Genomic DNA, 13218 nt, shown 5'->3' with positions numbered 1-13218 from the left:
TGCACCACTGCAAGGTATCCATGTCCTTCACGCTCCGTGATCCTTCCACCTGCCGCTGGGATCTCGTGTCCCTCGGCGAGGTCATGCTGCGCCTCGATCCCGGCGACGGGCGGATCTCCACCGCCCGCAGCTTCCACGCCTGGGAGGGAGGCGGCGAGTACAACGTCGCCCGCGGCCTGCGCCGCTGTTTCCGGCTCAGGTCGGCCATCGTGACCGCCCTCGCGGACAACCCCGTCGGCCGCCTGCTCGAGGATCTCATGATGCAGGGCGGCGTGGATCTCACGCACGTTCGCTGGGCGACGCACGACGGCGTGGGGCGCCTCGTGCGCAACGGCCTGAACTTCACCGAGCGGGGCTTCGGCATTCGCGGGGCGGTCGGCCTCTCGGACCGTGGCCACACGGCCGCGTCTCAGCTGAAGCCCGGCGAGATCGACTGGGATACGATCTTCGGCGCCGAGGGCGCGCGGTGGTTCCACACCGGCGGTATCTTCGCCGCGCTCTCCGAGACCACGCCTTCGGTGGCGAAGGAGGCGATGGAGGCGGCCAGGCGGCACGGCGTCGTCGTCTCCTACGATCTCAACTACCGTCCGTCGCTCTGGAAGTCGATCGGTGGTCAGGCCCGCGCGCAGGAGGTCAATCGAGCGCTCGCGCCGTACGTCGATGTGATGCTGGGCAACGAGGAGGATTTCACGGCTGCCCTGGGCTTCGAGGTCGAGGGCGTCGACGAGGGGCACGCCAACCTGCGCGTCGGCGCGTTCGAGAGCATGATCGAGCGCGTCCTCTCGGTGTTTCCGAACATCCGGGCGGTGGCGACGACGCTCCGCGTGGCGACCTCGGCGACGCGCAACGACTGGAGCGCGGTGCTGTACCAGGGCCGCCAGCTCTACAAGGCGCCCGAGCGCAAGGACCTGGAGATCTTCGATCGCGTGGGCGGCGGCGACTCGTTCGCCTCGGGGCTCATCTACGGCTTCCTGATGGGCAAGGGGCCGCAGTGGGCGGTCGATTGCGGCGCGGCGCACGGGGCGCTCGCGATGACGACGCCCGGCGACACGACGATGGCGACCCTCGACGAGGTGCTCAAGGCGATGAAGATGGGCACCGCCCGGGTGGACCGATGAACAAGCAATCCGTGCTCGAGTGGATCGCGCGCGGGCGCATCGTCCCTGTGGTGCGCGCCGGCTCGGCCGACGAGGCGCTGCAGGCGGTCGAGGCCCTCCTCGAGGGGGGGATCGACGTGCTCGAGATCACGATGACCGTGCCCGGCGCGGTCGAGGTCGTGCGCGAGGTCGCCGCGCGCCACGGCGATCGGGCGCTCGTGGGCGCCGGGACGGTGCTCGACGCCCGCGCCGCCGAGGCGTGCGTCGAGGCCGGGGCGCGCTTCGTGGTCAGCCCCGCGCTCGACGAGGCGACGGTGAGGGCGTGCGTCGCGATGAACGTCGTCCACGCTCCCGGCGCGCTCACGCCCACCGAGGTCGTGGCGGCGCACCGGGCGGGCGGAGATGTCGTGAAGGTGTTCCCCTGCGACGCCCTCGGCGGCGCCTCGTACCTCAAATCGCTCAAGGCGCCTCTGCCCCATATCCCGCTCATGCCCACGGGCGGCGTGACGCTGCAGAACGTGGGCACCTTCTTCGCGGCGGGCGCGGTGGCGGTCGGCGTCGGCGGCAACCTCGTGGATCTCAAGCTCCTGCGCGACGGGCGGCGCGACGAGCTCGTCGCCCGCGCCCGTGCGTTCTGCGACGCGGGCCGCGCATCTTGAGGAAGCGCGCAGGCGGCGCGAACGCCGTTTGCCGCCTCGACCCAGGCTGCTCCGCCGGGGAGACGGCTGCGGCGCCCAAGCCGCGAGCTGCGCGGTGCGACGTGAAACTTCGTTGAACTCACCATCTGCGGCGTTTGCAGGGGATTCCTGGCGCCATGGATAACCCAGGGGCTTCGAACATGAATCAATCGAAGGTTGCGAACCTAGTCGGTGCGTCGATTTTCTTCGTGGCGGCGGTCGCGCACGCCCAGACTCCCCCGCCGGCGCCGGACGCGGCCGCTCCGCAGGCCGCTGCGCCGGCCACGCCGGCGGACGCGCAGGCGCCGGCCACGCCGCCTGCGGACGTGGCTGCTCCGGCGGCGCCGCCGGCGGAGGCCGTCAAGCCGGCCTCCAAGGATCCTGTTCCCGTCACCGCCAAGTGGAAGGCCACGATTTATGGGATGGCGGAGTTCGACATCATGCACGACTCCACCCAGAGCTTCGGGGAGTCGGTCGGGGCCACGGTGATCCAGCGCGAGGACACCTACGCCGGCTCGCACGGCCGCACGCACTTCACGACGCGGAACTCCAGGTTCGGCGTCAAGGTGACCGCGCCCGAGGTGTCCGGGATCAAGACCACGGCCATGCTGGAGCTCGACTTCTTCGGCAATCAGCCGCCCACCGTCTCCGAGGCCTCGCTGGTGAGCAGCGGCACCTTCCGTTTGCGTCAGGCCAACATCAAGGTCGAAACGGACTACGTCGACCTGTTGATTGGACAGGGCTATCACCTGTTCGGGTGGCAGCCGTACTTCTTCCCGGCCACGACGTCCTTCTTCCCGGTGATGAACCAGGTGTTCGGGCGGATGCCGCAGCTGCGCGTCGGCCACAACTTCAAGTCGGACGCCGCCAACGTGGAGCTCGCCGCTGCCGTCCTCAAGCCGCCGCAGCGCGACTCCGAGGTGCCTGACATGCAGGCGGGGTTGCGCGTCGGCTTCAACGGCTGGAAGGGGATCCACACGCTCGGCGCCGCCGGGATGCTGCACGACCCGCTGACGCTCGGCGTCTCGGGCATCTTCCGCCGTTTCAGGGTCAACGAGCACTCCGCCGCCCCGGTCGAGTCGAGCTCGGCCAACGGCTACGGGATCTCGGTCGATGCGCTGCTCCCGATCATCCCGGCCAAGTCGCTGGAGGAATCCGGCAACGCGCTGACGTTGACCGGCTCGTTCTTCACGGGCACGGGCATCTCGGACATCGTCGGCGTCGCGAGCAACGTGCCGCACCCGCCGCTCCCTGACGCTGGAGCGACCTATACGCCGAACATCGACAACGGCCTCGCGGTGTACGACGCGAACAACAACCTGAAGACGATCGGCTGGACGGGGTTCATGGTCGGGCTCCAGTACTATCTGCCGCCCTCGGGGCGCTTCTCCATCTCCGGCAACTACACCCAGGGCTCGAACGACCGGGTGACCGAGGAGAACGGCTACGGCGCGCTCCGCACGGCCTACCACAAGTCGCGTTACATCGACGGCAACCTGTTCGCCGACATCACGCCGGCCATCCGCGCGGGCCTCTCGTTCCAGTACTCGGAGCAGACCTTCGCGGACGACGTGACCGCGACCAACGAGCGCATCAAGCTGTCCCTCTACAGCTTCTTCTGAGCGACGGCGGTGGGCGACCCGGGTCGCGTTTGATCCGCACGCTCTCGCGCGACGCCTTCGCGAGCCAGGTCGCGGAGGCAGTGCTCGCGCTGCTCGACCCCGATCGCGTCGCCTCGACGTCGCGCCACCGGCGCATAGCGACGCCGGAACGCCATTTGCTACGAATGGCTTGACTTCCGCGACATGGTGGCCGAAGGGGGAGGTGCATGAGTACTGTACATTTTGTGGGCGGCGAGAAAGGTGGCGTCGGCAAGAGCGTGGTCGCTCGGCTGCTGGCGCAGCTATTCATCGACCGAGCGCTTCCGTTCGCAGCACTCGATGCGGATCTGTCGCATGGCGCGCTCCGCCGTTACTACGCGGACTACACGCAGCGCGTGGATCTCGATCAGCTCGATAGCGCCGATCAGATCCTGGACAGCGCGCTCGGAGGCGATCGCGTGGTGCTCGTCGACCTGCCTGCGCAGAGCCATCGGGCTCTCGAGCGCTGGATCGAGTCGACCGACGTCCTCACCTGCGCGCGGGAAATGGGCGTCCAGCTCGTGTCCTGGCACGTCACCGACGGCGGCTTCGATTCGGTGTCCCACCTCGAGCGGGTCCTCGCGGCGCCGGGCGACGGGCTGCAGCATATCGTGGTGAAGAACCAAGGTCGCTCGAGGGACTTCAGCCAGCTCGACGCGTCACCCGCGTACCAACGCCTGCTCGAACGCGGCGGACAAGCCGTGACATTGCCGGAGCTCGACTCGTCGGTGATGTACAAGATCGACCGTTTCGGTTCGAGCTTCTGGGCCGCCATCAACACGAGCGAGGGGCCGCAAGCGCTGTCCGTCCTGGAGCGTCGCCGCGCCAAGCTCTGGTTGGAACGCGCGCAGGCTGCGCTGGAGGCAGCGGGCAACTGGCGGCCAGCGACGGAACGCGCATCTGCCGTGGTCGTGCCGCAACACCCCGAGTCGGCGCAACAGCAGCTCGAATCGGCCGCGAGCAACGAACGGGTCGCGACCTGACCAAGGCGCCGGGGGCGCTTGAGCAGGGCCTTGGGGGTGAGCCGCCCCCGTGGTCTCGGGTCGACCCCTGACCTCGACCCGGCCGCGCGGGAGCGCGCCTCGGCGCTCGCCGCCGACGAAGCGTCGCGCCACGGGCCCCTTGCTCCCGCTCGCGAGATTGCTTCGGATGGCACGCTCGGAAGCGGACCATCGGCTCCGACCCATCATGGACGCCGCCACCACGACGTACGAGATCTTCGCCGCTGCGCAGTGGGGTTGCCTGCGCGCGGCCACGCCGCTCACCCTCACCGAGGCCGACCTCGTGGTCTTGCGGGGCCTCAATGATCGGCTCTCGCTCGACGAGGTCGCGACGATTTACTTGCCGCTCTCGAGGCTGCTCAACCTGCACGTAGGCGCGGCGCAGCAGCTCCGCCGCGTGAAGGACACCTTCCTTGGCCGCCCCATCGCGCGGCGGCCTTTCGTGATCGGCATTGCCGGGTCGGTCGCGGTGGGCAAGAGCACGACCGCGCGCGTGCTGCAAGCGCTGCTCGCGCGATGGCCTGACCACCCGCGGGTGGACCTGGTGACCACGGACGGCTTCCTGTACCCCAACGCGGTGCTCGCCTCGCGCGGCGGCCTGCACCGCAAGGGGTTTCCCGAGAGCTACGATCTCGGGCGGCTGGTGAAGTTCCTCGCCGACCTCGAGGCGGGCGTCGAAGCGATCGACGTGCCGGTCTACTCGCACGCCACCTACGACGTGATCGCCGGGAAGGTGCAGACCGTGAGGCAGCCCGACGTCGTGATCCTCGAGGGCCTGAACGTGCTGCAGGGCGCCGACCGTGCCGCGGCGATCGCCGTCAGCGACTTCTTCGACATCGGGATCTATGTCCACGCGGACGAGGCCGACATCGAGCGCTGGTACATCGAGCGCTTCTTCGCGCTGCGGGCCACGGCGTTTCGTGACCCCTCCTCGTATTTCCACCGTTATGCGGCGATGGGGGACGACGAGGCGCGCGCCTTCGCGTTGCAGGTCTGGCGCACGATCAACGGTCCCAACCTGACCGAGAACATCCTGCCGACGCGGGCACGCGCCGACGTCGTGCTGGAGAAGGGGCCCGACCACGCCGTGCGCGCCGTGTGGCTCCGCCGGCTCTGATGTAGAGGTTCACGGCCGGCGCAGAGCGCCTGTCGTGTCCAGGTCCACGCGCTTTCCGTCGGTGGCGTCTTGACACCGCTGTCGACGACGACGGCGGTGAACTGTTGTATGCTGCTGTCATGGACTGGAAAGAGAGCTGTCGCTCCCGCCTCCGCGAGCACGTCGACCAGCACGGCGACATCGCTCCTCCATGGGAGCGCTTCCCCGACTACGAGCGCTACACGCTCGGCTGGCGAATGGGCTCCGGTGAAGACTGGTTGGGGATGTGGGGCGTCTTTCTCGAACAGCTCGCGCCGGACCGCGAAACACGCATCGCCTACCTGCGACGCCACCCTCCCGCGCCGATCACCTGGGCAGAGGCCGTTCACAAGGTCTTGCACCCGACGGATGAACGGGCAGATGACGAGGGCGGCGACGAGGAGGACGGCGACGACGAGGACCCGATCGCGGCGGCCTCGCGTCGATCGGCGCTCCTGGAGCAGGGGCTCATCGCGGTCGACGTCTCCTTCACCATATGGCTCAGCCAGCAGGACGGCGTGCGTTGGCCGTGGGAATCGTACGAGACGCCCGAGAAGGCGGCCCGCTACAACACCCGCGAACTCTGGTTCTGGTCGCGCCAGGTCGCCGAGCTCCGGAGAGGCGACGGGTGGATGCCTCCCGCCGTACCGGAGGGTTGGCGAGCGTGCGCGACCGCGCTCGCGAGCGGCGACGCAGCTCCGATCGAGCCTCGCGACGGGCTCCTTTCGCTGGCTCGACTGCTCTGCGCCGGGGACGTCAAGGCGCCCTGGCAGCTCGGCTTGGAGCTCGCCGACTTCGCCGATTCGTTTGAGGACGACATGGGTTATGTCGACGCGTTTCGCTTGTGGGGAATGTCCGCCTTCGACGACGCCCACCAGCTGCGTCGCTACCTTGAGGCCACCCGAGTGCCGCCGGGCTGGGAGGCCTGGATAGCGGAACAATTCCCGGTGGATTGAGCGGCGGAACCGGTCTGGCCGACTCGACCTGGGTCAGCCGACGCAACCTGGGTCGGGTGGCCACACCGGCAGCCGACGCAACCTGGGTCGGGTGGCCACACCGGCCGACGCAACCTGGGTCAGGTCGCCTCCTGGGCCGGGGGGGCGCCCAACCTGGGTCGGGTGGGCGCCCAACCTGGGTCGGGTCGGCGGCCGGCGGCGTGGCCGAGCGGGCCAACAACTTGGCCGCACGGGCAAAGGCTGGCGCCAGCCGCGGCGCGTAGCTTCCCGGCATGCTGCTCGCCGCTCATCGCACCTCGCGCTTCCTCCAGACCCGCGCCCTCGTGGCCGCTGCCCTGCTGGTCGGGCTCGTGGCCGCCGGCGGCTCGCTCGTAGTCCACGCCGCTGCGCATCCTGGGACGCACGCCGACCGGAACGTCGCGGGAGACGCGCCGCCCGGCAGCCCGCTCGGCGACCTATCGAGATCCCTCGGCGACCTCGCGCCCGTGGTCGGCATCGTCGAGGAGCGGCTCGCGGCAGGGAGTTACACCTACCTCGCCGTGCGGCCGGACGGCGGCAGCCCGATGTGGGCCGTGACCCTCGGCAGCGGACAGCCGGTGGGCGCGCGCGTCTCGGTCAGGAGCTTCGGCCGGCGCACGGAGTTCACGTCTCGCCGCCTGCAGCGGACCTTCCCCGTTCTCGTCTTCGGCGTGGTCTCGCCCGCGCGCGCGGACGAGCGCTGATTCGCACCCGACAACATCACCTTCTTTCCTGTCATGAGGTCCACCATGTCTCGAATTGACTTTTCCCTCTCTCGCGTCGCGCTTGTCCCGCTCCTCGTCGCGGTCGCCGCCTTCGTCCCGGCGTGCGGCGCGGACGATGGGACACCGAGCAACACGAGCGGCGGCTCGGGCACACAGACCGCCGCCTCCCAGTTCACGTGCACAGATGACGATCTGCAGAGCGCGCCGTTCGGCGGGCCCGGGTTCGCGGACGGCGCGCTCACGGGCGCCGCGCAGGACTCCTATGTTGTCTCGTCGACCCTGCTCTGGATGAAGCCCGACGAGGCGGCGCAGCGGAGGTTCGGCGAGCTGATGGGGCCCATCCTCGCCCAGCTGCCCGCGCAGGAAGGGCTGATCGGCTTCACGCTCGGAACGTCGGCGAAGTGCGGCTATGCGAGGACCATCACGGTGTGGAAGGACGAAGAGGCGATGGGGAAGTTCGTGATGTCGGACGCCCACCTCTCGGCGATGAGCGCGGCGAGCGCGGTCAGCGTCCACGGCGTCGTGACCCAGTGGACCGTCGGCGCGGGTGATCTCCCGATGTCGTGGGAAGCGGCGAGAGAGAAGGTCGCCGCCGCCGAGATATCGTACTGAGACCGGGCGCGCTGGATGGCCGCGGCCCGAGGCCCCGGGCCAGGCGGGCCATCGCCCCGGCGGTCAGCCGTCGTCCGCCGCGCGGTCCACGCCCGCTGCGACGCGGCGCCCCGGGGCGCCGCGCGCCTCCTCACGGAACCGGCCGGGCGTCCTCCCGGACCAGCGCTTGAAGGCCCGCGCGAAGGCCGTCACCTCCGAGAACCCCAGCAGAAAGGCGATCTCCGACATCGATGTGTCGCTCTCGCGGAGCAGCTCCTCGGCGGTCTGACGGCGCACCCCGCCGACGATCTGCCGCAGCGTCGTCCCCTCGTCCTCGAGGTGCCGCCGCAGCGTGCGCTCGCTCGTCCCGAGCCGCCGCGCGACGGCGGTCGCCGACGGCTCGCCCGAGGCGAGGAGGTGCGCGATGACGTCACGCACCCTATCGGACATGGCCGACGCGTCGGCGACGCGACGGCGGCGCAGCTCCTCCGCGTGCTGGTGGAAGAACGCGCTCAGGGCCGGGTTCGCGTCGCGAGGCACGAGGTCCAGCAACGACGGTGGGAAGGCAAAGCCATCGCGGGGCGCGTCGAACTCGACAGGGCAGCGGAAGAAGTCTCGGTGCGCGGCGAGATCGCGCGGCGCGGCGTGGCGGAAGCTGACCCGGAGCGGCGAGAACTCGACGCCAGCGCACTGGCGGAAGCAACGGATGTACACCGCAAGGCTGCACTCGGTCGCGACGCGCGCGCCCAGCGTGAAGCGGGGCGAGCGGTGCAGCTCCGCGAACGGAGCGTCCGGGTCCGTCGTGGTATCGGTCACCCAGCGCGGTGTATCCTGAAGGAGCACCATGTAGCGGTCGACACGGTCGAGCGACTCACGGGCGCTCGCGCTCGTCATGACCGCGAAGCCCATGACGTGCATCTCCTCCATGCGCGTCCGCGCGGCGAGGCGGATGGGCGCCCCGGGATCGTCGAGCGCGCGTACCATGTGCGCCCACAGGGCGTCGAACGACGTCACCGGTATGCGGCTGTCCGCGTCGGTCAGCGACTCGGCGGAGACGCCGGCGACCTCGAGAAGATCGCTGTGGCGGAGGCCGCGAGAGGCGGCATACGAGATCACCCGGCCGACGATGGCCATGGACACCGTGGGCCGCGACGGGGAAGACGGCATGCCCGAGCGAGTCTATCACCCGCCGTGGACCGCGAGACGAACGGGGTGAGCGGGGTGAGCTCAGCGCTCGCCGAGCGCCCGTGATACGGCACGACGGCGACGGGCTCGATGACTACGTCAAATTGTCGTTGTAGCCGGCAGCCAAGAAATTCATGGCGACGATTCGTCGTTAACCCGGTTCGAGCCCGCGCTCCGCCATCAAACGGCGCGCATCGAGCGACCAACAGAGGACATCGTCGCGTGGCACCGATGTTGCTCAGTATCCGATGTTGCTCGACATCCACGAGCATTCGATGGAGGTATGACGATGTCGTTCAGATCCGAGCGCGTCGCTGCGATCGACCGGCCGGGCCAGGGCCGCGAAGCGCCCCGGCCGCCCACCTCGCAGCCTGCTCCGGCGCGGCATCGGATTCCGGTGGCGTCGGCGCTCCGGCGCTGCCTTGGCGAGGGGTACGGCCTCGGGGATCTCCAGGCCGACCTCCTGGCAGGCACCGTCGTCGGCGTCGTGGCGCTCCCGCTCTCGATGGCCCTCGCGATCGCGGTGGGGGCTCCTCCTCAGCACGGGCTCTACACGACGATCGTGGCCGGCGCGCTGGTGGCGCTGCTGGGCGGCTGCAAGTTCCAGGTCACCGGCCCGACGGCGGCCTTCGTGGTGATCCTCGCGCCCATCGTGGCGGAGCACGGGCTGTCCGGGCTGATGACGGCGGGGCTCCTGGCCGGCGTGCTGCTCGTGATCATGGGGCTCGTGCGGCTCGGCCGGCTCATCGAATACATCCCGTATCCGGTGACCACGGGCTTCACCGCCGGGATCGCCACCGTGATCGCGACGCTCCAGGTGAAGGACGTCCTGGGCCTCCAGGCCGGGCCGCTCCCGGAGCACTACACCGCCAAGGTGGCGGCCTTGTGGGCCGCGCGCGGGACGGCCGACCTCTGCGAGCTCGCCGTCGCCGCCTCGACGCTCGCCCTGCTCTTGCTCGTCCCCCGCGTCATCAAGAAGGTGCCGGCACCCCTCATCGCCATCACCGTCGTGTCGCTCGCCGCGGCGGCCGTCGACGCGGTTTACCCCGCGTTCTCCGTGGCGACGATCGGCAGCCGCTTTCGCTCCACGGCCTTCGGCGTGGAGATCGCCGGGATCCCGTCGATCCTCCCGACGCCCTCGCTGCCGTGGGGCGATGGGCTCTCGCTCGAGCTCGTGAGGGAGCTGCTCCCCGCCGCCTTCGCGATCGCCATGCTCGGCGCCATCGAATCGCTGCTGTCGGCGGTCATCGCCGACGGCATGACAGGGACCAAGCACGATCCGGACTCCGAGCTCATCGGCCTCGGTATCGGGAACATCGTTGCGCCGATCTTCGGCGGTATCGCGGCGACCGGAGCGCTCGCGCGGACGGCCACGAACATCCGGGCTGGCGCGCGCTCTCCGATCGCGTCCGTGACCCACGCCGTGGTCGTCCTCCTGTCGATCCTCGTCTTCGCCCCGCTCGTGGCCTACGTCCCCATGGCGTCGCTGGCGGCGCTGCTGCTGCTCGTCGCGTGGAACATGTCCGAGCTCCACCATTTCGTCCGTATCGTGAGTCTCGCGCCGAGGAGCGATGTGTTCGTACTCCTGACCTGTTATGGGCTCACCGTCATCCTGGACATGGTGATCGCCGTGTCGGCCGGCGTGATCCTCGCCGCCATCCTCTTCATGCGCCGGATGGCCGAGCTGACAGGGAGCCGGACGGTGCTGGAGGCCGCCGGCGGTTCGAGCGAAGTCGAGCTCCCGAGGCGGGTCGCCCTCTACGAGATCAACGGCCCGCTGTTCTTCGGCGCCGCCCAGAAGGCGATGGCGGCGCTGCACGCCATCCGCGGGGACAGCTACGAGGTGATGATCCTCGACCTCGGCAAGGTGCCGTTCATCGACAGCACGGGGTTCGTCGCCCTCGAGAACGCGCTCGACGGGCTCGCGCGGCGCCAGAAGACGGTGATCCTCGCCGGTCCGTTGCCCAGGCCGCGCGAGATCTTCGACAAGGCGCGCGTCCAGGAGAGGTCGCCGCGCGTGTACGTCGCGGAGGATCTGGCGGCGGCGCTCCGCCTCGCCGGCGAGCTGGTGAACGGCTGAGCGCTCGCTGCCGGCAGGTCCGCGGTACCGCTCCTCTCTCGCCGGACACCTCTGCGGCCTCTGTGCGCCGCGCGGCTCGCTACTTCAGCGCGTCGCTCAGCCGGGCCGCCTGCGTCGTCAGGTAGTTCTGCTCCGGGATGCTCGTCGTGCGGCTGGCCGCGCGCCTGTAGTGCGCGATCGCCGCCTCGTGATCGCCGGCCCGCTCCAGGAGGTGCGCGCGGGCGGCGTCGAGGCGGTGATGACCCGAGAGGCGCGCGTCGGCGTCGAGCGCGTTCAGCAGATCGAGCCCCGCCCGAGGGCCGTGCACCATGGCCGTCGCGATCGCGTGGCTGAGCGCCACCATCGGGTTGTCGGACATCCGCATCAGCACGCCGTACAGCGCCAGGATCTGCGGCCAGTCCGTGTCCTCGGCCCGCGCTGCCTCGTCGTGCACCGCCGCGATCGCGGCTTGCAGCTGGTAGGCGCCGATCGAGCCCCTGGTGGACAGCGCCCCCGTGACGAGCGCGACGCCCTCGGCGATCGCGCGCTGATCCCACAGGCGCCGATCCTGCTCCGCGAGCGGGATCAGCTCGCCCAGAGGCCCGGTCCGCGCCGCCCGCCGCGCGTCGGTCAGGAGCATGAGCGCGAGGAGGCCCGCGACCTCGCCGTCGTCCGGGAGGAGCGCGTGCACGGCGCGCGTCAGGCGGATCGCCTCGCCCGACAGATCGTCGCGGTGCAGCGCGGGGCCGGAGCTCGAGGTGTAACCCTCGTTGAAGATCAGGTAGAGCACGTGCAGGACGGCGCCGAGGCGCGCTGTGCGCGCCTCGGACGTCGGCCGCTCGAACGGCACGCCGGACGCCTTGATGCTCTGCTTCGCCCGGCTGATCCGCTGCGCCATGGTCGCCTCCGGGACCAGGAACGCCCTTGCGATCTCGGCCGTCGTCAGGCCGCCGACGGCGCGCAGGGTCAGCGCGATCGCGGACGGCGCGGAGAGCGCGGGGTGGCAGCACATGAACAGCAAGGTGAGCGTGTCGTCCTCGAGCGCCGCCTCGTCGCTGTCGGCGGCGAGGGCGATCTGCAGCTCGGGCGGCACGAGGCTGACCACGATCGCCTCGCGGCGGCGGCGCGCCGCCTCGCTCCGGACGTGATCGGCGATGCGCCGCGACGCCACGTGGATCAGCCACGCGCGCGGCTCGTCAGGCACGCCCTCGCGCGGCCACTGCGTGGCCGCCGCGATCAGCGCCTCCTGGACCGCGTCCTCCGCGGCGCCGAAATCTCGGAATCGCCGCATGACGGCGCCGAGCACCTGCGGCGCGAGATCACGCAGCAGGCGCTCGGCCGTGGCGCCCTGGGACGGAGAGGTCACTAGAGATCGCTGGGCGGCGCGCTCATCACCTCTCGCACCTCGATCCCCATGTTGAGCGGCGCGCCGCCGGGGCCGGGCGCGGCGGACGCTTGCGCGGCGATCTCGTACGCGCGCTCGGGGCTCTCGACGTCCACGATCCAGTACCCGGCGAGGAACTCCTTGGTCTCCGGGAACACCCCGTCGGTGATCGGCGTGCCGTCCTTGCCAGCGCGCACGAGCTTGGCCTGGTCGGGCCCCGCCAGGCCCTCGGCCGCCACGAGCTCGCCCGACGCGCTGAGCTTCCTGTGGAAGCTCTTCATGAACGCGATGTGCGCCTGGAAGTCCTTCTGCTGCCAGTTGGCGACCTGGTACGGCCCCGCGCACGGGGTGTTCATCATCAGGATGTACTTCATGATCGGCTCCTTCTCTTCGCTGTCGCCCCGGGATCGGGCGCGCGTTCGTGGGGTTGTCGGAGCCGAGGGCGGGTCCTCGACATCCCGGGCGACGATAGCGAAGAAATCCGAACCCCGACACAAGGGACGGCCGCGTGTGGGCGCATGTGCGCTTGCTGCGCCAGCGGCAGGTGTGCAGGTAGGTCGTCGCGAGCGTGTGTCCTCCGCGGCGCGATGTGCTCTGTGGTCGCAGATGGTCGGCAGAGGAGGGGGAATGTGCGCCATCTTCGCAGGTCGCCGATCGCAGGGCGGCCCATCACGGGCGGATTCCGCGGATGACGTCCGGCGCGCCCCCACGCGACCTCTCTGCTGACGAAGCGCTCGGGCGTGGTGATTC

The 13218-nt window shown here is 70.2% G+C and carries 13 protein-coding genes; 10 read left to right on the top strand and 3 right to left on the bottom strand.

The window, feature by feature from the left end; all coding sequences use genetic code 11:
- Positions 1 to 20: 20 nt before the first annotated feature.
- The 9 genes from WMF39_RS28275 to WMF39_RS28235 all read left to right on the top strand — a co-directional run bounded on the left by WMF39_RS28275 (position 21) and on the right by WMF39_RS28235 (position 7861).
- Positions 21 to 1118 carry a PfkB family carbohydrate kinase gene (locus WMF39_RS28275; RefSeq protein WP_437739591.1) on the top strand — a complete coding sequence of 366 codons (1098 nt, stop codon included), beginning with the start codon at positions 21 to 23 and terminating at the stop codon, positions 1116 to 1118.
- The gene (locus WMF39_RS28270; protein WP_437739590.1) at positions 1115 to 1756 is read left to right on the top strand and encodes a bifunctional 4-hydroxy-2-oxoglutarate aldolase/2-dehydro-3-deoxy-phosphogluconate aldolase; all 642 of its coding nucleotides are present in this window, start codon (positions 1115 to 1117) and stop codon (positions 1754 to 1756) included. Before WMF39_RS28275 ends, WMF39_RS28270 begins: the two co-directional genes overlap by 4 nt.
- A gap of 179 nt (positions 1757 to 1935) precedes the next feature.
- Positions 1936 to 3396 carry a hypothetical protein gene (locus WMF39_RS28265; RefSeq protein ID WP_437739589.1) on the top strand — a complete coding sequence of 487 codons (1461 nt, stop codon included), beginning with the start codon at positions 1936 to 1938 and terminating at the stop codon, positions 3394 to 3396.
- A 29-nt stretch (positions 3397 to 3425) separates the two neighbouring features.
- Positions 3426 to 3569 (top strand): hypothetical protein, encoded by a 144-nt coding sequence (locus WMF39_RS28260; RefSeq protein ID WP_437739588.1) that lies wholly within the window; start codon positions 3426 to 3428, stop codon positions 3567 to 3569.
- A gap of 51 nt (positions 3570 to 3620) precedes the next feature.
- Positions 3621 to 4397: a mobilization protein gene (locus WMF39_RS28255; protein WP_437739587.1), complete on the top strand. Its 777-nt coding sequence runs from the start codon at positions 3621 to 3623 to the stop codon at positions 4395 to 4397.
- Positions 4398 to 4602: 205 nt separating this feature from the next.
- Positions 4603 to 5532: a type I pantothenate kinase gene (coaA, locus tag WMF39_RS28250; RefSeq protein WP_437739586.1), complete on the top strand. Its 930-nt coding sequence runs from the start codon at positions 4603 to 4605 to the stop codon at positions 5530 to 5532.
- Between the two features lie 119 nt (positions 5533 to 5651).
- A complete protein-coding gene (locus tag WMF39_RS28245) occupies positions 5652 to 6506 on the top strand; it encodes a hypothetical protein (RefSeq protein WP_437739585.1) in 855 nt (284 codons plus the stop codon).
- Positions 6507 to 6778: 272 nt separating this feature from the next.
- The gene (locus WMF39_RS28240) at positions 6779 to 7228 is read left to right on the top strand and encodes a hypothetical protein (RefSeq protein WP_437739584.1); all 450 of its coding nucleotides are present in this window, start codon (positions 6779 to 6781) and stop codon (positions 7226 to 7228) included.
- A 45-nt stretch (positions 7229 to 7273) separates the two neighbouring features.
- Positions 7274 to 7861, top strand: coding sequence for a hypothetical protein (locus WMF39_RS28235; protein WP_437739583.1), 588 nt, complete (start codon positions 7274 to 7276; stop codon positions 7859 to 7861).
- A 63-nt stretch (positions 7862 to 7924) separates the two neighbouring features.
- On the opposite strand, the gene WMF39_RS28230 is transcribed toward WMF39_RS28235, so the two are convergent.
- A complete protein-coding gene (locus WMF39_RS28230) occupies positions 7925 to 9007 on the bottom strand; it encodes an AraC family transcriptional regulator (RefSeq protein WP_437739582.1) in 1083 nt (360 codons plus the stop codon).
- Between the two features lie 307 nt (positions 9008 to 9314).
- Between WMF39_RS28230 and dauA the strand changes: the two genes are divergently transcribed.
- Positions 9315 to 11105, top strand: a complete 1791-nt coding sequence (gene dauA, locus WMF39_RS28225; protein ID WP_437739581.1) for a C4-dicarboxylic acid transporter DauA — start codon at positions 9315 to 9317, stop codon at positions 11103 to 11105.
- A 79-nt stretch (positions 11106 to 11184) separates the two neighbouring features.
- On the opposite strand, the gene WMF39_RS28220 is transcribed toward dauA, so the two are convergent.
- Both WMF39_RS28220 and WMF39_RS28215 read right to left on the bottom strand, forming a co-directional pair.
- Positions 11185 to 12450: an RNA polymerase sigma factor gene (locus tag WMF39_RS28220; RefSeq protein ID WP_437739580.1), complete on the bottom strand. Its 1266-nt coding sequence runs from the start codon at positions 12448 to 12450 to the stop codon at positions 11185 to 11187.
- Positions 12450 to 12842: a YciI family protein gene (locus WMF39_RS28215; protein ID WP_437739579.1), complete on the bottom strand. Its 393-nt coding sequence runs from the start codon at positions 12840 to 12842 to the stop codon at positions 12450 to 12452. The genes WMF39_RS28220 and WMF39_RS28215 overlap by 1 nt, the downstream gene beginning before the upstream one ends.
- Positions 12843 to 13218: the final 376 nt, after the last annotated feature.

Source organism: Sorangium sp. So ce1504 (genome assembly GCF_051521635.1).
Taxonomy (GTDB): domain Bacteria; phylum Myxococcota_A; class Polyangia; order Polyangiales; family Polyangiaceae; genus Sorangium; species Sorangium cellulosum_B.
This window is presented reverse-complemented; position numbering and strand designations above follow the sequence as displayed.

Coding starts and splice junctions, on each gene's coding strand:
- WMF39_RS28275 (WP_437739591.1), top strand. CDS start 21: ATGTCCTTCACGCTCCGTGATCCTTCCACCTGCCGCTGGGATCTCGTG.
- WMF39_RS28270 (WP_437739590.1), top strand. CDS start 1,115: ATGAACAAGCAATCCGTGCTCGAGTGGATCGCGCGCGGGCGCATCGTC.
- WMF39_RS28265 (WP_437739589.1), top strand. CDS start 1,936: ATGAATCAATCGAAGGTTGCGAACCTAGTCGGTGCGTCGATTTTCTTC.
- coaA (WP_437739586.1), top strand. CDS start 4,603: ATGGACGCCGCCACCACGACGTACGAGATCTTCGCCGCTGCGCAGTGG.
- WMF39_RS28245 (WP_437739585.1), top strand. CDS start 5,652: ATGGACTGGAAAGAGAGCTGTCGCTCCCGCCTCCGCGAGCACGTCGAC.
- WMF39_RS28240 (WP_437739584.1), top strand. CDS start 6,779: ATGCTGCTCGCCGCTCATCGCACCTCGCGCTTCCTCCAGACCCGCGCC.
- WMF39_RS28235 (WP_437739583.1), top strand. CDS start 7,274: ATGTCTCGAATTGACTTTTCCCTCTCTCGCGTCGCGCTTGTCCCGCTC.
- WMF39_RS28230 (WP_437739582.1), bottom strand. CDS start 9,007: ATGCCGTCTTCCCCGTCGCGGCCCACGGTGTCCATGGCCATCGTCGGC.
- dauA (WP_437739581.1), top strand. CDS start 9,315: ATGTCGTTCAGATCCGAGCGCGTCGCTGCGATCGACCGGCCGGGCCAG.
- WMF39_RS28215 (WP_437739579.1), bottom strand. CDS start 12,842: ATGAAGTACATCCTGATGATGAACACCCCGTGCGCGGGGCCGTACCAG.